Here is a 21,984-nt window from a genome sequence, read left to right on the forward strand (position 1 = left end):
GAGCGTCAATTGTGAGCGAAGAGGGGCGCTGCTGCGATTGCCCCGAGGCCGAGAAGGAAGAAAAGAAACATGAAAGCCAAAAGCATCTTGATGCGAGAAGAAGTCCCCGCAAACTCACGCCAGACAAAGACGCCCCATGCCGCGGAGACCATCGTTGCCCCCTGTCCGATGGAGTACGAAACCGCCGGCCCGACAAAGTGCGTACGAGAGGCAACGAAGTTAAAGATCGCTCCCGTGCACCAGATCACGCCGCCCAGGATGCCCCAAAGATGCCAGATCTTTGGCGCGCCAAGGAAGCCGGAGAAATCGACCGCTGCCTGCCCGTCGATGGGTTTCCGCATAAGCAGGTAGTTTGTTGGGATCGCACAAAGCGCAACGCCAACAACAAAGAAAAACGCTACCGCATAGGGTCCGGATGCACCGGGAGTAAACATCGCCTTCGAGACAAACGGATAGAAGCTGCCCATCAATACGCCAGAGAGAAGGCTAAGAAGAATGCCCTTGCTCCCAGCACTCTTCCGGCTCTTCTCCCGCAGCCTGTAAGCCATCGCATCCATGACAATGGCTGCAACGACAAAAGCGATTCCTCCGAAGAGCAACAGAGGATTTCCCGCCGGATTGATGACATAGTTGCTGATCGCACCAATCACCAGGGCCAACCCAATCCCAACCGGGAAAGCCACGGCCAGTCCCGCGATATCGATAGCCGCAACAAGCAACAAGTTCGCCAGATTGAAGATGACTCCGCCCAGCAGAGCCATGCCAAGGTGGTAAGGATGTACCTGTTTCAGATCGGCTAGAAAGGCAACGCCCACCTGACCTGTGCTTCCAAGGGTGAGCCCCCAAAGCACTGCCCCCACAAAAAGCCCGACGACATAGTCCCAATAAAACAGTTGAAAGCGATAACCGGGACAAAGCTTCATGGTGTTGGCCCACGAACCCCAACAACTCATGCTCACCAGCATGAAGAATAAGGTGCTTGCATAGATCTCTGGTTGATACACAAGGTCTCCATTCGGTACAGCGGCACGAGCCAGTCACCTGGCCCGTGCGGTGAATTGAATTAGAACGCCAGCTTCACGGCTAGCTGAACGATACGCGCCTCTCGAGCCCCAGTTGCCGCACCGAAAGGAACGCCGCTACGTGTGCCGGTCTTGGTCTGGTACGTCTGGGCCCCGTTCCATTGCGTGTGATTCAGCGCATTGAAAGCATCTGCGCGGAACTCGGCATGGAAGCGATTGAAGATAGGAAATGTCTTCGCCAAGGATAAGTCCAGATTGTTCTGCCCAGGGCCGCGAATCGTACCAAGCCCAGAGTTGCCCCGTACTCCAACTACAGGAATGGAGAAGGCTGCGATATTGAACTGATTGAAGAAGTTCTTTTGTCCATGGCCTATGTTCGGGCTTCCAGAGACGAACAATTCATCCGTACCTGCATGGTCCTGGGCACTGGTAGCGTCGTTGATGATGGTAAGTGCATCGCCGGATTCGATCGTGCCAATGGCGGACAAACGCCAATCGGTCAGCACTTCGCGAAGCGGCGGATACCAGGTCTTTCCGTATACCGGAGACAGAATTCCGCTATAGACGAACCGGTGGCGATGCGAGAGCGTGCTCTCACCCCGGTTATACACCTCCGGATATTGGAAGCCGTTGAATCCGCCCTCCCCGTTCGCCGCCAGGGTATTGACTGTGGGATAGTCCGAAACAGTCTTACCCCACGTGTAGTTACTCAGGATCTGGAAGCCATGAGTGAACTGGTGTTGAAATTGCACGACTGCGGCGTTGTAGAACGAATTGAGATTTGGGCGTTGAACATAGATATCGCCAAACCGTCCGGCATTATTAGGCCGCGCTGCATCGAAGGCATTCTGCGTCGGCCAGTTCAGGCGATAGGCCGGCAGATTTTCGTTTACATAGTTCGATCCCTTACGGCCCTGCGCTCCAAGGTAGGAGAGCGTAATGGTATCGCGCGGAGTAAGCTGGTGCTGCACGTCCAGCATGAAACGCTGGTAGTACGGCAAGGGAGTCGACTTCTGGTCGTAGTAGTAGACCGTCGATAGCTCTCCGTCACCGAAATACCCCTGACCGGCGCCGGTGCTCACGGGATAGCTGCCGGGCGTGAGTGGTGGCGAAGTCTGAAAGATATTCGAGAGGTTCAGCACGGGCGTATCGCTGAGCGCTCCTTGCGTCACATTCGTAATTTCATTGCCGCTGAAGTATCCGGGTACACCGTTCAGCGCGTTTCCAACTTCGGTGGAGATCTGCGTCGCGCCTACGTCATAAAAGATCGCATACCCGGCACGAATGACCGTGTCCTTATCCAGGTTGTACGCAATGCTCAAGCGTGGGGCGAAGTCCTTCTTCGGTGTAGAAAGATAGTGCTGAGGCACGCCCTGCGCGATACCGGGCAGTTTTAATACTCCGCCGTCGACAGTCGGCTGATAGATCGCACAGCACAGGTTATTGTTCGCAAACAACGGCACGGAGAGATCATAGCGCAGGCCTACATTCACGGTGAGCCGGGGCGACAGCGTGATCTTATCGTTGACATAAAAACCGATATAAGGGAGAGTCACGTCGAGTTCCGGTGAGGTGGCATCCCCTCCCGTGAAGTCATAGCGTTGGTGAATCAGCTCCGGCAGTCCCATAGCCAGGTCGGCCATCGCATCTCCACCCGCATACTGCTCCAAGGCTCCGCCGGTGCTGAACTTCTGCTGAAACTCCACATAGCGGGCGAAGTCCCAGTCAAACTCACCCTTGCGGAAGTAGTTACCGCCGAAGGCAAGCGCGTGGCGTCCCTTCGTCCAACTCACATTGTCGGAGAACTGCAGCACCTTGTTCTCCGCGCGGAACACCTGGTTGAAGCCTGGGCTTGCATAGTTATCGACCTCCATTTGGAGCACGCCTCGTGTAGTTCCCGAACCGGTATTCTGGAACACCTGGTTCAAGGGGTTCGCATCACTGTTCAGATAGGCGATCTGACTCGGATCGACAGTCTGCAAGGCCGAGTCACCGATACCGAAGATGAATTCGTTTACCACAGAGGGAGTAAACGTGTGGGCATAGTTCACTGTCGTGAGATAAGCGAAATCATCGACGTCCGAGATATAAAGCTGTGACGGTGGCAGGTTCCCTGTGTTGTCGTTGGTGCCGTGCGACTTGGAGTAGGTGACAAAGACATTGTCCTTGGCCGTGAGATTGAAGTCGAAGCGGGTGTCGAAGTGATACACCGAAAAACCAAGCTTCTGTGTCGTGACATAGTTCGGCTGGTAAGAAGGCACACCAGCGATATTCGGCAAAGGATACAGTGCCATCAAAGCTGCCGACCCAGGATCGAAGACAGGAGATCCATCCGGCCTCGTGGCAAGGTCGAGGCGGTTGTTAGGAATAGCAGGACGGCTGCTGACACCATCACCGTTGTAGGTCGTATAGAACGGGTTATAAAGCTGCAAGGGGCTGCTTCCACCCAGAAGCTCGCTGAAATCGCCGGTGCGCTCCCCGGCCGAAGGCACATTCTGGTAAACCTGCTGGTTCCCATCGCTTTCAATAAAGTTCTCGTAGTTTGCAAAGAAGAAGATCTTCTTCTGGAACCATGGCATGATCTTTGGGATGTAAACAGGGCCGCCTACGCCTCCCCCAAACTGATTGCGCCGCAACGTGGGTGCAATGGGATTGGAGTTACCGCTGTAGGCAGCAAAAGCCTTGGTGAAGGGATTGACCGCGTTGAAAGCATCGTTCTCGATAAAGTCATACGCCTCCCCATGAAAGGTCGACGTACCGCCCTTGGTCTGCATGCTGAGCGTTGAATAGTCATGTCCATTCGCCGCTGAAAAATCGGCAACCTGCAAAGTTCCTGTGCTGAGCGCTTCGACGGAAGGCTCATAACTCAGGCTGGTTTCGTAGTTGTCCGTGATGTTCACACCGTTGACGTAGAAGCCGTTGTCACGCGAACCCTGGACAAGACCTCCCGAGGTAAACGACACGCCCCCCGAGGCGAACTGTGCGCCGACAGAAAAAGTCCCCCCTGGATTCAGATTTGCCTGAGGCTGTGTCGATACACCCGGTGAGAGTGCGGCAACCGAGGTGAAGTTACGACCGTTGAGCGGAAGTTGTTCGAACTGCTTCTCCGAAAGGTTTGTGTCGAGACTTACCTGCCCGGTCTCCATCACCGCGGTTGAGCTATCGACCGAGACTTCCTCCGTCTGTGCGCCGATCTGGAGCTTCAAATCGAACCGCGCATTGGTTCCCAGGTTCACCGCAATTACTGTCGATTTCGCGACGGCAAACCCAGCATGCGACGCTGCAACCTGGTAGGTGCCTGCGGTGATCTCCGAAAAGCTGTAGTGCCCGGCACTGTCCGAAAGAGTCTCTTTGGTCGTCTTCTGTTCGAGTGCGAACAGCGTGACCTTCGCTCCGGGAAGGGCAGCTCCTGTCGAATCGGTTACGACGCCTTCGACGCCACCACGTTGCGCAAACTGTCCCAGACACATCGCAGGCAGCATGCAAATTATCACCACAAACATCCAAACCAACCACCGTGTGAGTTTATGCACCGGAGACCTCCAAGTTTCTTGAAACGTTTCAAATCGGAACGTGGATGCTTATAGTCAAAATGATTCAGAGATGTCAAGGTATTTTTTTGAGGCTGAATGGGCAGCGTATCTAAAGACGATTCCTCTCTTCATCCCAATACGGCCACCACAAGCACTGATCTAAAATCGATTCTGGAACAAAATGAAGCTTTTCAAACAGGTGCCGCATGCCCACTATGAATGAGATCGCGCGGCTCGCCGAAGTTTCACTCGGCACCGTTTCGAACGTCCTGAACAACTCCGCCAAAGTACGCGAACCCCTGCGCCGCAGGGTGATGGACGCCGTGGCAGCGCTGGGTTATGAGCCAAGCGAACTGGCTCGCGGGTTGCGCCGCGACAAGACAAACATGATCGGCATGATCATCCCGGACATCACGAACCCCTTCTTTCCGGCGGTCGTACGGGGCGCGGAAGACGCTGCCTTCGGCAGCGGCTATCGATTGGTGCTGTGCAATGCGGACAATAACCAGTCCAAAGAAATTGCCTACATGACCCAGCTTCGAACGTATCTGCCGACCGGCATCCTCGTGATTCCTTCGAACTTCAGCGAGATGACCATGCAGTTAGGCAGCTCCAAACGCAGCGGTCCCGTGATCGTTTGTCTCGATCGAATGCCCCGGCACTGGAAGGGCGATACCGTTACCGTAGCGAACGAAGAGGGCGCCGTGCAGGCAACCCAACACCTGATCGATCTGGGCCATAAGCACATCGCTACCATCACAGGACCGCTGCATCTCAGCGGGGCACACGCGCGGCTTATGGGATTTCGACGCGCGCTCAAGCAGGCAGCCATCCAGGTCCCGATGGAGTATGTGCAGGAAAGCTCTTTCGACAGGGCTGGCGGGTACTCTGCGGCGCTGGGCTTACTGCAGATGCAGCCTCGTCCGACAGCTATCTTCGCGCAGAATGACATGATCGCGATGGGTGTAGCGATGGCCATTCGTGAACTTGGCCTTCTTTGTCCGCGTGACGTGTCTCTCGTTGGTTTTGACGGTCTCGACGTAACGGAGTTGATGGATCCTCCGTTGGCTTCCGTGATGCAGCCTGGCTACCAGCTTGGCGCGATGGGAATTCAACTTTTGCTGGAGCGCGTCAAAGAACCAGATCGGCTGTTTCGGCATCACGTGCTTCCCACGACGCTGCGACTCGGGGCCTCCATCGGACCGCCCCCTCCAGTGCGTCCCGCCAAGAAGACCAGAAGCTCCGCCGCAACAAAATCGAAGAAATAGCCTGCGCCTTACGGAAGCACCTTCTTGCGCTTCGCTCCTGTCTTGGCGCCTCCGAGTGCCTGTGTCAGTTCGGAGGCCTTTGCCACCACGATCGATTTCCATGACAATCTCCAGCGATGGGTCGGCATGGTCAGGGTGAGCGCACCGACGAGCTCTCCCCGTGCATTGAAGACCGGCGCGGAGATACCCGACAACTCCGGCAATCTTCCACCTACAGAAGTCGCATACCCCTGCCCTCGCACCTGTTCCGCGTTCTTGCCGCCGGCGCCCGAGAAGGCACGCAGAACCAGGCCACCCGCTCCACGATCGAGCGGCAGTTCTTCCCCCAGCGTTACATGCTCGCGTAGCGGCTGCGGCGAATCAATCCAGAACTGACGCACACGATGCCCCTCGCGGCGCACATGCAGTGCCGCCGTCTCACGCGTTAGAGCTACCAGATCGCGCAGGACCGGCATCACCGCTGCCTGTAATCCGTCTGCAGCCTCATGAATCCCCTGCAAACGAGCCACCTCAGGGCCTATCCGATACGTAGCCTGCACCGTTCGGATCAAGAATCCCTTCCCTTCCAGCGAATGCAACAGGCGCAGCGCCGTGCTCTTGTAAAGGCCCGTACGCGTCGCGAGTTCTGCGAGACTGAGCTCCGCATCCTCGGCTTGAAAGGCTGAAAGCAAGGCAAGCACTCGATCGGCGGTCGAAGAGCCTCCCGTAGCTGAAACCGGAATCCGTGGCAAAGTAGCCTCCTTGACAGAGTGGCCGGAGTAAGCCGACACTCTTCGTGCATAACAGAACACCGTTCTATTTTATCAACTTTGACGAGCAGCTATGGTTCAGACGGAATACGAAGTAGCGAAGGACACGGGGAGTTGGCGCGATGGGCTTTCCTATCGTGTCGGAGTATTGCCTCTGCCCATCTTTGTCCTGCTCTTCGCCGCTGTCGGAGCCCTGACGGCAGCCCATGCATTGACCACCGATGTCTCCATCATGATCGCTACCCTGGCCGTTGGCGGCAGTCTGTGCGCCTGGCTCGGAGGGGTGATCCCTCAGGTTCGCCGCCTGGGTGGTCCCGCGATTACTGCGGCATTTCTTCCGTCTTACCTGCTCTACCGACATTGGCTTCCGGCGAATCTGGTTGAAACCGTAACGGCCTTCACTAAGAACACAAGCTTCATCTACCTGTACATCACAGCCATCATCGTGGGCAGCATCCTCGGCATGAACCGAAAGGTACTGCTGCAAGGCCTCGTTAAAATCCTCGTGCCCCTGCTGGCCGGATCATTGCTTGCGCTCCTGCTCGGCTCCCTTGCAGGTGCGGCACTGGGACTCCACATGTCCACAGTCATTCCCATGGTCCTCGTGCCGGTAATGGCTGGGGGAGTGGGTGAGGGCGCCATTCCACTGTCGCTCGGTTATGCCGAAATCCAGCATGGCAATGCGGGTGAACTTCTTGCCCACATCCTGCCTGTAGTGCTCTTTGCAAACCTGGTGGCGATTGTGCTCGCTGGATGCCTGAACTCGCTTGGAAGTCGCTATCCCGCACTTACCGGCAATGGCGTATTACAACCGGTCTCGAACTCCACGGCGTTTCTATCGGCACCTCTCGAAGAGAAGCTCCCTTTGACGATCGAACGTCTATTTGCCGCCTCGGCATTCGGGATAGCCCTTTACCTGCTCGGCGTTCTCCTTCATGCGCTCATCGCCTTTCCAGCACCGGTCATGATGCTGATCCTTGCGGTTCTTCTCAAAGTCTCGAACCTGCTTCCCTCCTGGCTGGATCAAGCGGCAGCCACCGTAGGACGATTCTTCGCTGTGACTGTAACCTACCCACTCCTCTTCGCCGTTGCGGTCGCGCTGACGCCGTGGTCGGCGGTGAAAGAAGCACTTCACCCTACAAACCTTCTGCTGATTACACTCATCGTGCTTACGCTCACGGCAACAGGTTTCGTTGTCGGGCGATGGATGAAGATGTTTCCCATCGAAACGGCGCTCATCAACGCCTGCCACACCGGCTCCGGAGGTACAGGCGATGTCGCCATTCTCACCGCGGCAGAGCGCCTCGAACTGATGCCCTTTGCACAGATTGCGACGCGCATCGGCGGAGCTATCACTGTGACTCTTACTCTTCTCATCCTGCGAACACTCGCACACGGACGCTGACCATGTTTGAACGGATTGAATTTAGCGATACTCCCAGCGGCCCGCTGAAGGGTGTTCGAATCATTGACCTGTCGCGTCTCGTGGCTGGCAATACGCTCACCATGACCCTCGGCGATCTCGGCGCCGACGTAATCAAGGTGGAACCGCTTGCTGGCGATACCCTGCGCGAATGGCGCGTCGCCAATGTTGAAACAGCCTGGAAGACCTACAGCCGCAACAAGCGGAGTCTGTGCCTGGATCTGAGGCATCCAGACTCGCGCGATATTCTGTTGCGCCTCATCGCGGGAGCGCACGTGATGGTAGAGAGCTTTCGCCCAGGCACCCTGGAGAGCATGGATCTTTCCCCCGAACTGCTTCTTGCGGTGAACCCTGCGCTCGTTCTGGCACGTATCTCCGGATGGGGCCAGACAGGCCCTTACGCTGACCGGCCCGGATTCGGAACGCTGGTCGAAGGGATGTCGGGATTTGCTTCGATGAATGGGTTCGCGGACCGCGAGCCTGTGCTGCCTCCCATCTATCTTGGAGACATGACGGCCGGTCTTTACGGTGCGATCGGCATTCTTGCTGCGCTACGCCACGTGGAAGTTACCGGAGGCCAGGGCCAGGTAATCGATATTCCTTTGCTCGATCCGCTGTTCTCTATCCTTGGGCCTCAGGCGGCGAACTATCGTCTTACAGGCAAAGTAAAGCCACGCACAGGCAGCAGGTCTACAAACAGCGCGCCACGCGATGTCTATCGAACGGCGGACGGACATTGGATCTGCCTCTCTGCTTCAACCCAGAGCATGACAGAAAAGCTGTTCGGCGCCATTGGGCGTCCGGAACTCACTGCAGATCCGCGCTTTGCGACCAATTCACTACGGCTGAAGAATGTTGAGGCGCTGGATGAGATCGTTGCAGGTTATATAGGCAGCCTTACACAAAAAGACTGTCTTGAATTCTTTCAGCAGAATGGCATAACCGTTGGACCTGTCTACGATATGGCCGATATCGAACAGGACGCACACTTTCACGCTCGCCAGATTATCGTCGAGTTGCCCGATGAGGAGATGGGGACTATCCCCGTACACACGATTTCTCCGCGACTCGCAAAGACGCCTGGAGCCTTTCACAAAGCCGCGCCACATCTCGGGGAAGACTCTCGGAATATTCTGCGCGAGGCTGGATACAACAGGTCTGAGATCGAAGCTCTTGAGTTAAACAGAATTGTTAAATCACCGGAGAGATCCGATTAGGAGCCGGTATGATGCGTAGCAAATTATTTGTTCCAGCCGACCGTCCGGAACTCTTCGAGAAGGCCTTGCGCTCCGGCGCTGACGCTGTATGCTTCGACCTGGAAGACGCCGTCCTCGCTGATCGAAAGGTCGAAGCCCGCGAGAATCTACGTTTGTTCTTTCATAAACATGCGGCAAATGAATCTCCGTTTTTACTCGTTCGGACAAACCCAGTTGGCACACCCCATTTTCAGTGGGATATAGAGTGCGCGCTGTGGCCCTCACTCTATGCGATTGCGCTTCCCAAGGTGGAACAGCTCGAAGATATCAGCACCGCGGTATGCGAGATGGATCGAGTGGAAAGCTTGCGCAATTTGCTCCCCCCTGTCCGAATTCTTCCCACCATCGAGTCACCCCGAGGCCTGCGGATTGCAGCGGAGATCTCCATGAGTTCTCCGCGTGTAGTGGGTCTACAAATGGGCTTTGCGGACCTGATGGAACCACTGGGAATCGCTCCAGAGAATACACTTGCACGTAACCAGGTCCGTCTTATGCTGCGTCTTGCAGCGGCAGAAGGCGGATTAAATTGCTACGACTCAGCCTTCCCCGATTTTCGAGATCCCGTTGGATATGTGAGCTCCCTTCAATCAGCACGGACACTCGGATTTGCCGGAGCCAGTTGCATTCACCCTAGTCAGATCGCAGCCGCGAACCTTGCGTTTTCACCTACCGAAAAAGAACTCCTCTGTGCCCAGCGCGTTGTCGATGCCGCCAGGCTGGCAGCAGAGTCCGGGAATGCTGTTACAACGGTGGATGGCAAAATGATCGACGAACCATTTATCCAGCGAGCGCGAGCGCTTCTCAAATCTGTCGGACGCTAAGATAGGTCGCACAAAATCATCCTGCATCATTCTGCGGACTTCAAGTCCGTCCAAAGGATTGCGGCTGGATGCGAACTCCTCTGAGAGGGGTCGCATCCAGCCGCAATTGTCTTTCAACAAACGTCATCCAAATGAAACAAAGGTGAAGAGAATGATGCTCCGCGGAGAAACGAGGGCATTACTTTACTGTCACCGAAAGATTAGCGCTGCTTTGGTCCCCGACACTATCAGAAGCCGTGACTGCAATCGTGCCGTTGAAAGCCACATCCAAAGTACTGGCGGCAGAGCTTGAACCGCTATAGGTTGCATCGCCTCCGTATGCGGCAGTAATGGTCTGCGAGCCCACAGGAAGTGAACTGGTGGTGAAGCTCGCCGATCCTGAAGCCAGGGTTGCCGTGCCAAGCGATGTGCTCCCTTCAGAGAAGGTGATTGTGCCGGAAGGAGAGCCAGACCCAGAACCCGGTGCGACCTTCGCCGTAAACACCGCGGGAGTTCCCAAAGCAGGCGTTGTCGGAGTTACAGCGAGAGTGGTCGTTGTGGCGATTAGAGCCGGCGGAGGAGGAGTTTTTTGTCCGCTTCCCGCAGCGCCGCTTCCTCCACTGCAGCCGACTGTGATCAGAAGCGCGCTGAACAGAATCATAGAGAGCGAAAGAAGAGGCAAACGGCGACGTCTGGGCAACAGCAGCAGCATCAGCCCAGCCATGCCCCCTGTAAATCCCGCGCCGATCCAACCCCGGTGCAAGCTGCGAACCTCTGCGACGGAGATAGGCTTTGTAGAAAGTGGCGCGGCAAGTTGCAGGGTGAGTGTCGACGTAACAGCACCGGTACTACCGACGACGGCTGGACTGAAGGAGCATGCGATCCCTGCGGGCATCGTTGCTGGGCAAGTAAAGGTCAACGAGTTTTGTGCCAGTACGGTGCTGCTTGGTGTGACGGTCACAACTGCGCTGCCTGTGCCATTGGGCGACAAAGTCAACGACGCAGGATTGATCGTAGTCACAAAGGATCCCGTAAGATCAATCGTCAACGAAGGGATCGTGGAAGGGCTATAGTTCGCGTCTCCGGAGTAGCTTGCCGTGATCGTGTTGGCACCTAGCTGCAACTGGCTGGCCGATACGGTGACAAGGGCAATGGAAGAGGCGAGGTTTCCGGAGCCAAGAGTAACCCCGGTGGTTGAGTTCGTAAAAATTATCGTCCCTGTCGGAACAATACCGTTTGTTACTCCTGTCGCCGAAACGGAGAATGTTACTTTTTGTCCCGGCAACACCGACTTTCGCGTCGCCGTCAAAGCCGCGCTGATACTCGTCTTCGTGATAGTGACGGTAAGTCCCGTAGAGTGACTGGGTGCGAAGGTAGCGTCGCCCGCGTAGGTAGCGAACAACTGATACGTGCCTACAGGCAACAAGGCCGCCTGAATTGTTCCATGGCCATTGCTGAGAGTGCCCTCTGCAACGGAGATACTACTTGGAGTAGCACTGTTGCTAGTAATTCCGACATCACCGCTCGGAGAACCGGTCGCAGGCGCCACGGGTGCCACGGACACATTTACACTGAGATTGGATCCGTAGGCTACCGTGGAAGAGTTCGTAGCGGCAATCGTAGTCGTCGTCGGGAGAAAGGTTGCCGTGGCACTGCTCCATCCCTGGACCAGGTTGTAGGCATTCACCGATCCCAGGCCTGTCGCAACGTCATACCCTACGCCGGTGTTGTAGCCCGGCAGGATTCCAATCGTATCCCCGGCAACAGCGGGAGTGCAGTTCGGGGAACCGTTATAGCAAGGGACGGCGATTGTGCCGTCAGTAATGTCATAAAAGATGCACGAGTTCCCAGCAACAGCACTGTCGGAAGCGCATGACGCAGCACTGCTGCTCGCGTACTGTGCTGCTGCCAACTTGTAGAGCACATAGTTCACGTTGCCCTGTTGCGCGTTTGTTTTCTGTTGGACCAGGGCAAGAATGCCGGCAAAGACTGGTGAGGCGAAGGAGGTTCCGCCGGCTCCCTGGAGGGCGTTGTTGACGTCGCACACTCCACCCGGATCAACGTCCGATTGACAGTAGACATAAAGGCTGCCCCAGAGTCCGTTACCGGCCATCAGGGAAATATCCGGCAAGTCGCGAACTCCGTCCGAGGGTATCCCCGCAACACCGCTCTGCCACGAGGGCTTTGGGTATCCGCTCGCACAGGGAACGCTGGGGTCTGAACCCGCGATCGCACAGTTGCTCACGCCGCCGGAGCCGCCTGCTGTCGTCAAGAAGTTTGCCTGCTCGTTTATATCGTTGCAGAGTGCCTCGGTTGTAGCATCAGTGCTCCCGTTATTTTGCAAAGCCGTAAGAATATCCGGATTGGCGCAGCTATCGTTCCACGTCGATTCAGGAAGATAGGACTTTACCGATGCCAGCGTCACAGGATCATTGGTTGCATTCCAATACTTCGCGGGATCGACAAAGGTGGAGTGGAAGTCCGTACCACCTACAGCCACGTTGTAAGGCGTCGAGGCAATGCCGCTGACTCTGAGGCCACTCGTAGCATAAGGTTGGTTTTGATCGCAGGAAGCCGATCCCGAATCTCCGGCTGCGGCAAGGACGGTAATACCCTGCGCAGCAGCCTGCTCCCAGATCTGGTTATAGTACTGATTGCCAGCCGTTCCAAGCCTTAGCTCACATGCGCCGTAACTAACATTGAGAATCGTCGCTAACTGATTGTTGATGATGTAGGCTGCCGCTCCGTCGATGCCTCCTGAGGTTGCAGTGTTCCCTGCTACGACGAGGTCGATGGTTGCATTCTTGGCTACCGCGCCAGCCCATTGCACGTCGAGGGAGGCCTCATCTTCATCAATATTCTTGCCGGGATCGGGGCCATAGTTAATGACATTCAGTTTCTTCGCGGGAAGCCCGAAAGTAGCACGAAAGTAATCATCGTCGGCTGGATTGATATTGGAATCGCTGACAATCGCGATGGTTTGACCTGTTCCATCGATCCCAGCGTTCCATAAAGGTTTTACGTTATAGATCGTTGCAAGGTCGTAGGGAGCGAGCGCGTAGACGGTTTGTCCCTGGAGGGTTCCGGTGAACTGCGGCTGTGTTTTGCCGGTTCCCGGAGCTATCTCCCAGGAGGACTTACTATGCCGGATCAGTTGTGGCTTGGAGTGCTGAGCATACCGCGGAAAGTTATTCAACGAAGAAAACCCGCTGACAACGGAAGCGAGCGCGGCAGGAATCTGCGGGTCCGTCGCGTTGGCCAGATAAGAGGTACCGTTGACCATGTAGGTATGAATCTCGGTATGGAACGCCGCCTTCAACTGGGCATGCGTCCCCGAGAACACGATCAGATTGTGGCCGGCCATCGGGGCCTCCACCTGAAAACCATGGCTTGTCAGCCATTGCGTGATCTTCTGAATATCCTGGGGCGCGGCGCCGAACTGCGCACCGAATTGCTGCGGTGTCAGCCACGCGTGATAGTTCGGCGAGCGGCTATTCAGTTGGTCGTCGACCAGTTTATTGAGAGCCGCCTGCTGGGTGGAGCTGCCTTTGAGCATGAGAATGGTTCGCCCTAGTTCCAAAGAGTCGGGCGCCATGCCCTGGTCTGCAGCCTTTGTCGCAAGAGGATGAACGCTCCCTTTCAACGTAACCAGAAGGCTCTCATCGATTGCCTGATTAATTCTCGGAGTGGCCAGCGCAGGCTGCGTCTGATTTTGAGCATGACCCAAGGTCGCAAGGCACCCCGGCAACAAGAGTAGAAGCAAAAATTTGGACCAGGATACTGCGAAGTGTCTCATGCTGGTTCATCTCCAAAACTGTACGGGTTATCAATATGCGCCGTGGAAAGGATGGAAGCCGAAGACTGCTCCTCGGCTTCCATGTGAGGTTTGCTACTGGGCCTGCATCACTGTCAGTGCGATGGCCTGTGTCTGCGAAAGCGTACCGGAGGTAGCCGTTACCGTCAGGGTGTAGGTACCTGCTACTGTACCTGCATATTGGTTGGTGGTGGTTTTATTGCTTCCGTTATTTCCCGAGCAGCCAGTCAATGCGCCAATAGAGCTCAACGACAGGACAGCCAGAAGAAGAGCTGTCAATCCTCTCGGAAGACGACGGCGTCTCGGCCACAAGATGAAGGCAAGACCAGCAAGGCTGAACCCGCCCAAAGTCCCCGTCCAAGGAGTTACACGGCGCAGCTCTTTTGCCTGGTACGTATTATTGGGCGGCGTTGTCGCTACTACGATGGATAACGCAGTAGACTGTCCCGCACCTAACGTCACACTCGCAGGGCTCGAGACGCAAGAGGTTTCAGCCGGCATTCCAGTGCAACTAATCTGGACCACCCCGCTAAAGGTGGAGTTACCCGCAAGCGAGACGATGACCGTTCCTGTGGCCCCTTGAGTCAGCGTAAGTGTTGCCGGTGTCGCTGTCAGGGCCAATGCGGGAGCCACCGCAGCGACAGTCACCGCCAGAGTAGCCGCAGCCTGGTTGTGGTTTGAATCGCCTGCGTAGGTGGCCGTAATCGTATCGCTGCCGACAGGAAGTGTCGTTGTAAAGGTAGCTACACCGTCTGTAACCGGAGTCGCTCCCAGCGCCGTTCCATTGGCAGTGAACGCTACGGAACCTGTTTCAGCAACTCCGGCACTAACCGCCTGGCTGATCGTTGCCGTAAAGGTAACCGGCACGCCCTGGTTTGCGGTAGTAGAACTGGCAGTAAGAGCCAGAGTGGTCACACCCTTGTTTACGAACTCTGCCGTACCGTAGATGCTGGTCACCAGCAGATCAGGACCTCCGCTGTTGGTGAACTTGCCTGCAAAGGTATAGGACGTAAATGCGTCCTGACCGGGAAGAAAGGAATTGAAGGAACTGAACTCGGCGATCGGATTCCCGAAGATGCCACCACCCAGGTTCGGGAGAATTTGCACCAACGGAGTTTCAGCCTGCTCTATGAAGAGATTGTTGATCTCAGTCAACGCCAGATCGGGGTTCCCGTCTCCATTGAAGTCTGCATAAGTACCCCATTGCGGGAAGTGGCCGGGATCGACCAACGTCGGCGTGCCAAAGGTATAGTCGCCATTGCCGGGAAGCAGCAGCACACCCGAAGTATTAGGAATGATGGTGCTGATGCTGGGGTCGAAGCTCCCCATCGTCAGAAGAGTCAGATCCTGCTTGCCATCGGAGTTGTAGTCTCCCGCGACGATATCTGAGACGATATAGCCGCTCACCGGCTTGGAGGTCTTCGCTATATCGAAGGCACCGCTGCCATCCGCTTTATTCGGAACTACGTAAACAGCAAGAGCGACACCGAAATTGAAATCGATTGCCGCGATGTCCAGGTTGCCGGCTGCGCCGCTCAGGTTCACCAGCCTGACCTGGTAGAGGTCACTGCCAAGTGATGTATGTATTCCAGGCTGAAAGGTGCCGTCAGCATTCCCGAGGAATGTGTAAAACCCGGATAGAACAGTACCATCGCCGGCATAGGCAATCACAAGGTCCGGAATACCGTCGCCGTTGACATCGCCAACATCGCCATAATTCATTACGCCGGTCGGAGCAGTCGCAGCGAAGCTGAGGCGCACCGGCTTACCAGCTTTACCCGTCTTGTCCAACGTAACGATCAGGGGGGCGCCAGGACTGGGCACAATCATGATGCTCGTTCCTGCTGCATTGGAGATCGCGAAGGGTTCTACAAAAAAAGTGAAAACATTGTAATTGTCCACCAGATCCTGACCTTTGATCACAGTCTGAAAGGTGTAATTGCTCGACTGGTTGCCGGCGCCAGCACTATTTCTAAAGCCGACCACAACATCGCTAGGACCGACCCCAAGATTGGAGATATCCATTGCAATCAAGTCCTGCAATCCATCTCCATCGATGTCCGCAGTGGCCACGACCTGCACATTCGCACCGAAGATCTCGTAGTTTCCATCGGTATTGGCTCCCGTAGTCAGGGGAGCAGCCAGGAACTGGCCGCCCTGAACCGAGGCTGCACTGCCAAGATTTTGAAAGTAGGCGATCTCGTCCAGCGAGAGATCCACGTTCAGAAAAGAATTGAATTTACTGCCATCATAGTTTGACGGTTGCGGCTGCTGTACACCAGGGGTCGCACCCACCATTTGGGTAGGTGCCGCCGTAAACACTCCCTTACCGGCGTTAGGAAAGATGCTCACTGCAGCAGAGCTGTAGACCACCAGGTCTGGCAGACCATCGCCATTCATATCCGCGACATTGATCGTGAACTCACCAGGAATGGGCGTGCTGATGAGTGAAGGTGGCGTCGGTGGCGCAGTCACAGGAGGAACGAACGCACCACCGAAGGCGAACAATTGAGTGTTCAGGCCGACAAGAACATGAGCCGACACAGGATTGCCCGAACTGTAAGGAGCGTCATAGACCGCGCCGTCACCGGTCATGAAGACAAGGTCCGTAGTCGGCACATTGCTGCCGGACGATACATTGGCCGACAGATTCGTCGCAACGACTGTGCCATATCCATAGATGGAAAGAATGTAGTTCTGAATCAGCGCGCTCGACGGCTCAACGGGAGCCTTGAAGGTGCCGTCGCCATTACTCGCCATCGTAACGACACTCGTTCCCTCGTTACTGGATTTGTTGACGCCCGAATCATTGACCAAAAGCGCAATGGCCGAGGGTGTGCTTCCATCGCTTGTAACAACGGTAGAGTCGCCGTACCCGGTAGCGTAGTAGTCCTGGAAGGTGGTGTCCTTTTCAGCCAGCTGACTCAGTTGACCGGATCCGGTGTTCAGGAACGTCACCTCCGAGATCACAGTATTGGAAGCGCCGGGGACATAGTTCGGCGAAATGGTGAGAGTAGCGACATCGGGTGCACCGTCGCCGTTGAAGTCACCTACCAATATGCTTCCTCCGGCAGTGGATGCCCAGGTCGCGCCTGAGGCCAGGGTTACCGGGTAGGTATTCGGAGGGCCAAAGGTGCCATCTCCCTTCCCGATCCAGACTACGATCTGGTTATTCTCGATATCCTGGCCCACCAGGTCCGGAAAACCATCGCCGTTCATATCGGCAACGATCACATAGGGAACATAAAGAAAACCTGGATTTCCATTGTTATTGGAGGTGATGGGCGTAAGGTTCGCAATGCCGGAAAATGAGCCGGGATTGAGAAGGACCTCGATCGTTCCATCGGCCTTGACCATGGCAACATCCATGCGTCCGTCATGGTTGAAGTCGCCACTTACCGAGTTGAAGACCGTAGAACTGTCTCCATCCTTGATCGTAAGAAAGGGTACCGACACGAAGCCGGGGAAGTTTACGCTGCTTCCACCTACACCTGCGGCAGCCGACTGACTAAGAGTCGCAGCAGCCTTTGTCTTGCCTGCGGCACTCTGCTTCATCACCGCGCTCATATGGGGTGCAATGATCCGCTCGAAGGGTGTCATCGGTTTGGTGGCAGGGCGAGTCGCACGAGAAGGAGGCTGCGGTGCGGCTGAAGTTCTCGGGATGGCCGTTCCCGTCTGCAGAGTCGAAAGCAGCGCAGACTTGGTGCTCGTCTGAGAGTGCGCTATCAGGCAGGAGGAGAGGAGTCCAAGCGTAACCACAGCGGTCCATTGCAGACCGCCAAGTAATTTCTTTGCCATTTCGAAGACTCCTTCGGAGACCGGGAAAAATTGATAGATTCTTTACGCAAGTAAGAACCTCCCGTCATCGCAGCGTCAACGAAACCGATCTAAACAGATCTAAACTCCCTTCTTTCGTTTTTGGAATGAGTGACTTGCGAAGCTTTGCCGCCCCCGGCGAACTACTCTCCTAGCCGGAGCGAAACACATACCTGCTGTTGTTAACCGCTACAATTGCGGGATGCAACCGCAACAATCTGGTGCCCTGCGATGCGAGGCCTACCTGTTCGACTCTTTCGAAGTGTCGATCCGGCTGAGAGTGTTGCGGCAAGGAGGAGAGCGCCTCAAGCTCCAGGAACTTCCCTTCCAGATGCTGCTCGTCCTGCTCGAAAACGCCGGAGAGATGGTCAGCAAAGAGGAGCTGCGGCGACGGCTCTGGGGCGAAGAACGGTTCATAGAGGTCGACAAGAGCCTCTACGTCATGGCCAGAAAGCTGCGCGAGGTACTCGGCGACAACGCGACGCAGCCTCGTTTTATCCAGACAGTCTCGGGACAGGGCTACCGATTCATCGGACAGGTGCGTCCGGTATTCACGCCACAGGCTAAGCCGGGTCTGGAGATCGTACAGCCAGTCTCACCGAAGGTAGCGAAGCGTTCAGACGTCAGGCACATCGCGCTGGGGAGTCTTCTGGCTGGGGTCGTCCTGGCCGCTGTGGCAGGTGCTATCTATAGATACACACATCGCGCACTGGCCGGCGATCAGGACAAAGTAGCCGTTGGGGCCTTCATCAACAACACCGGCAATCCGGATCTCGACCGGATGCTGTCCTTCGTGGTGCAACTCAAGCTGCAGGAGTCGCCCTATCTCAGCTTGATCCCGGACGGGAAGTTTCGAGCTGCGGTCAAGGATGTGGACTCCCCCTCCCTGAAGGACGAGCTCCATGCCTGCGCCTCCCTGAACGGACAGGTACTCCTGAAAGGACAGCTCGAAACCAAGGCGCAAGGTTACCAGGTTCTGCTGACGGCATGGAGATGCTCGAACGGCCGACTGCTGACCACCCAAAAATCCGCTGCGGCCTCGCAGGCAACCATCCTGGCTGCGCTCGACATCGCCACCGACCGGATGCGGCGACGGCTGGGCGAATCAGAGAGTTCCCTGCAGAAGTTCAACGTGCCTCTGGTACAAGCCACCACAGCCTCTCTGGCAGCGTTGAAGGCATTCACTCTCGGAGAAGAAAAACGCTCTCAAGGGGAGGCGGCCGATTCCGTAGCAAGCTATAAGTTGGCTATCGATCTCGATCCCCAGTTTGCTCTCGCCTATGCTCGTCTTGGGACGATCTATAACAACGCCGGACAGTCCGCGCTCAGCCGCCAGTATTACGAGAAGGCCTTTGAGCTGCGCGATCGATCCTCCGACCGCGAGAAACTCTACATCGTCACCCATTACTACGAGTACGCGACGGGCGAGATCAAGCGAGCCATTGAAGACTACGAGCTCTGGCGAACACTCTATCCTCGCGATTTAGTGCCGACCAACAATCTCGCAATCGACTACCTGACGATGGGTGAACCTCAAAAGTCATTGGAGCTGGCTCACAGAGCGCTCAAGCTGGACCCATCCAACAGTCTTCTTTACGGCACCCTGGCTGAGTCGTATCTCAAGCTGGGAGACTACGCGAATGTAAAACTGATCTGCGACAATCCCGTATACGGAAAGATGAATGTGATGGGGTTCCATCGTATCTGCTATCGCGCGGCGTTCGCGCAGGCTGATGAAGCCGGCATGCAGCGACAGATACAGTGGGCACGCGGAAACCCTGAAGAAAGCGATGCCCTGGACGATGCTGCCTGGGTTGCGATGTACCGGGGACAGATGATCGACGCCCGGCGTCTCTTTACCGCAGCAAAACAAAACGCACTCGCAAACAATTCCGTGGAGTCCGCAGCCTCCGCCCTGGTCGAAGAGGCCAACCTGGAGGCCGACTTCGGCTCTCTTCCGGCAGCCCACAAGGACGCGCAGGATGCCCTGGCCCTCCCCTTCGCCAGCGCCTTTGAGCAAGCCTACGCAGCGCTACCCTTGGCTTCGTCCGGCGACATCTCAAACGCCCAGGCTCTCGCGAAAAAAGCAGCGTCCATGGCCCCACTCGATACCATGGTCAATTCAGCGATGCTGGCCAGCGTCCGTGCGGCTATCCACCTGCAGCAGCACGACCCCAGGCAGGCAATTCAATCTCTGGAAGAGACTCGCCCCCTGGATTTTTCCAGCTACATGGAACTCGCACCGGGGTACTATCGCGGGTTAGCCTACATGCAGAACAACCAGCCACAACAAGCTATCGTCGAGTTTCGCCGAGTGATCGACCACGGCGCCCTCGCCGACTTCCCTATCTACGTGGTGCTTTCAAAGCTTGAGCTAGGCCGGGCTTTGCAATTGACTGGAGATCAGGCCAACGCAACACGCGCCTTCAGTGAAGTAGCAGAGACCTGGAAGAACGCCGATCCATCCTTTCCCCCTATGCAGAGACTTCACACTTATCAACGCCAATCGCACTAAAGCTTTGCGGACGGGAAACGGTCTCTAAAAAAGGAATGCCGATACAGCTAGTCAGCCTGCTCGCTACTTGTCGGTCAGGCTTTCGGCTTGCTCTTGCCCTTGAGATTGAGCGCCACCGCAGCGCGGATGAGATCCTTCAAGGCGACCTCATTGATCGTGTCACCTTCGTGGATGTCGATAGCTCGCCTGACATTTCCTTCAAGGCTGGAGTTGAACAATCCTGATGGGTCATCCAACGCAGCGCCCTTGGCAAAGGTCAGCTTGACGGCGCTCTTATACGTTTCTCCCGTGCAGACGATGCCACCGTGGGAAAAGACGGGAGTCCCCCGCCACTTCACCTCTTCGACGATCTCAGGGTCTGCCTTGTGAATGACTTCGCGCACCTTCGCGAGTGTCTTCCCGCGCCAGTCTCCGAGTTCCTTGATCTTCTCGTCGATGAACGCAGAGGCTGATTCCACCAGCACGGGCTTCTTCATATTCGGCTCCAACACTCGCACCTATTTTTGCTGCGCATAGCTTAACCCGCAACCAACGGAATGCACAATCCCAAATTCTGAGGGCGTCAGTAAAAGCAGTGCGCTTCGGTTTGCCTGCGCTATCGATCCTCATGGTTCGTCCGCATAACGACGAAGTAGATAAGGCTGAGCGCCTGGTCGCCCAAAAGTTATCGCATTTATAGCGCGACTGGCCGGAACTTCCGCCTAAGTCGCATCCAACAGATAGGGTCGGCAGAACTTGCAGAGCGGCATGTTGCTCCTCAAAACCATGCAGAAGGTGAATCCCATGAAGGCAATATTTTTTGAGAAGTTCGGTACACGCGATGTCTTGCAGTTCGGCGACAGGCCAGAACCTGCACCTCAACAAAAGGAACTACTCATCGAGGTGGAGCGATCCAGCGTCAACTATGTCGATATCCGGGAACGGCAAGGCACCTATAACCGTCCGGAGACACACGTCGGCGGTATCGAATTACCGCACATCTCAGGTCTGCAGGCGGTGGGCACGGTCATTGCAGCCGGTTCTAAGGAGGACAAGGTCTGGATCGGAAAAAAGGTGGTGGCGTACACGCCCAAAGGTGGTGGCTACGCTCAAAAGGTCGTTGCTGAAACCAGCTTCTGCGTTGAAATCCCTGAGTCGGCAAATGCCGATCTCTTTGCGGCTCTGCCCAACCAGGGTCTTACTGCGTACCTCCTTTTGACGGCATCGACGCAGATTCAGCCTGGAGAATCGGTACTGGTTCAGGGTGCTTCAGGAGGCGTGGGAAGTCTCGCGGTTCAGATTGCGAAGATCCTTGGCGCAGGAACGGTCCTCGGAACAGCGAGTACAAGCGAAAAACTGGACTTCATCCGCAGCCTGGGTGCGGATGATGCCATCGACTACACTCGTGAGGATTGGACCAAGCGCGTCCTTGAGAACACCAGCGGGCGCGGGGTAGATGTGCTTCTCGAATCGATCGGCGGCAACATCTTCGAGCAGAACTTTGAATGCCTCGCACCCTTTGGCCGCCACATTATCTTCGGATCGACGCGCGGCCCCGGACAGCCCTTCGCGCCACGCCGGCTCATGCAGAAGTCTCAAACGATGACGGGATTTTATCTGCCGGTCTTCCTGGCTAAGCCGGAGTTGATCCAGGCAGGAATGGAGTTCCTGGTCAAGGCCACGCTGGAAGAGAAGCTGCGTCCTTCCATCGCTCGCATACTTCCATTGAGTCAAACAGCAGAAGCACATCGTCTCCTGGAGGACAGGGAAATTCAAGGGACGATTCTTCTAGACACAAAATAAGGAGAC

General features: G+C 56.0%; 12 protein-coding genes. 6 read left to right on the top strand and 6 right to left on the bottom strand.

The features are described from left to right. Positions 1–5: 5 nt before the first annotated feature. Both ACIX8_RS15440 and ACIX8_RS26685 read right to left on the bottom strand, forming a co-directional pair. Positions 6–1,004 (bottom strand): efflux RND transporter permease subunit, encoded by a 999-nt coding sequence (locus tag ACIX8_RS15440; protein WP_014266296.1) that lies wholly within the window; start codon positions 1,002–1,004, stop codon positions 6–8. Between the two features lie 59 nt (positions 1,005–1,063). Further along, positions 1,064–4,504 carry a carboxypeptidase regulatory-like domain-containing protein gene (locus ACIX8_RS26685; RefSeq protein WP_044176856.1) on the bottom strand — a complete coding sequence of 1,147 codons (3,441 nt, stop codon included), beginning with the start codon at positions 4,502–4,504 and terminating at the stop codon, positions 1,064–1,066. A gap of 257 nt (positions 4,505–4,761) precedes the next feature. Between ACIX8_RS26685 and ACIX8_RS15450 the strand changes: the two genes are divergently transcribed. Continuing rightward, entirely contained in the window at positions 4,762–5,823 is a 1,062-nt protein-coding gene (locus ACIX8_RS15450) for a LacI family DNA-binding transcriptional regulator (protein WP_014266298.1), read from the top strand. 8 nt (positions 5,824–5,831) lie between these two features. Here ACIX8_RS15450 and ACIX8_RS15455 read toward each other — a convergent pair whose 3' ends face one another. Continuing rightward, on the bottom strand, positions 5,832–6,554 hold the full coding sequence (locus ACIX8_RS15455) for an IclR family transcriptional regulator (RefSeq protein ID WP_014266299.1): 723 nt from the start codon (positions 6,552–6,554) through the stop codon (positions 5,832–5,834). Positions 6,555–6,645: 91 nt separating this feature from the next. Between ACIX8_RS15455 and ACIX8_RS15460 the strand changes: the two genes are divergently transcribed. The 3 genes from ACIX8_RS15460 to ACIX8_RS15470 are packed head-to-tail and all read left to right on the top strand — an operon-like array spanning position 6,646 to position 10,072. Then, positions 6,646–7,977: a 2-hydroxycarboxylate transporter family protein gene (locus ACIX8_RS15460; protein ID WP_014266300.1), complete on the top strand. Its 1,332-nt coding sequence runs from the start codon at positions 6,646–6,648 to the stop codon at positions 7,975–7,977. Between the two features lie 2 nt (positions 7,978–7,979). Continuing rightward, entirely contained in the window at positions 7,980–9,212 is a 1,233-nt protein-coding gene (locus ACIX8_RS15465) for a CaiB/BaiF CoA transferase family protein (protein ID WP_014266301.1), read from the top strand. A gap of 8 nt (positions 9,213–9,220) precedes the next feature. Beyond that, positions 9,221–10,072: an HpcH/HpaI aldolase/citrate lyase family protein gene (locus ACIX8_RS15470; RefSeq protein WP_014266302.1), complete on the top strand. Its 852-nt coding sequence runs from the start codon at positions 9,221–9,223 to the stop codon at positions 10,070–10,072. A 178-nt stretch (positions 10,073–10,250) separates the two neighbouring features. Here ACIX8_RS15470 and ACIX8_RS15475 read toward each other — a convergent pair whose 3' ends face one another. Further along, entirely contained in the window at positions 10,251–13,646 is a 3,396-nt protein-coding gene (locus ACIX8_RS15475; RefSeq protein ID WP_223295350.1) for an Ig-like domain repeat protein, read from the bottom strand. A gap of 294 nt (positions 13,647–13,940) precedes the next feature. Next, positions 13,941–17,663 carry an FG-GAP-like repeat-containing protein gene (locus ACIX8_RS15480; protein WP_014266304.1) on the bottom strand — a complete coding sequence of 1,241 codons (3,723 nt, stop codon included), beginning with the start codon at positions 17,661–17,663 and terminating at the stop codon, positions 13,941–13,943. A gap of 298 nt (positions 17,664–17,961) precedes the next feature. On the opposite strand from ACIX8_RS15480, the gene ACIX8_RS15485 reads away from it, so the two are divergent. Then, positions 17,962–20,196, top strand: coding sequence for a winged helix family transcriptional regulator (locus ACIX8_RS15485; protein WP_223295565.1), 2,235 nt, complete (start codon positions 17,962–17,964; stop codon positions 20,194–20,196). 74 nt (positions 20,197–20,270) lie between these two features. Here ACIX8_RS15485 and ACIX8_RS15490 read toward each other — a convergent pair whose 3' ends face one another. Next, positions 20,271–20,672 (bottom strand): DUF1801 domain-containing protein, encoded by a 402-nt coding sequence (locus tag ACIX8_RS15490; protein ID WP_014266306.1) that lies wholly within the window; start codon positions 20,670–20,672, stop codon positions 20,271–20,273. Between the two features lie 307 nt (positions 20,673–20,979). Here ACIX8_RS15490 and ACIX8_RS15495 point away from each other — a divergent pair, with 307 nt between their 5' ends. Beyond that, on the top strand, positions 20,980–21,978 hold the full coding sequence (locus tag ACIX8_RS15495) for a quinone oxidoreductase family protein (RefSeq protein WP_044178797.1): 999 nt from the start codon (positions 20,980–20,982) through the stop codon (positions 21,976–21,978). Positions 21,979–21,984 lie beyond the last annotated feature (6 nt).

Origin of the sequence: Granulicella mallensis MP5ACTX8, from assembly GCF_000178955.2 — a bacterium.
Classification (GTDB): Bacteria; Acidobacteriota; Terriglobia; order Terriglobales; family Acidobacteriaceae; genus Granulicella; species Granulicella mallensis.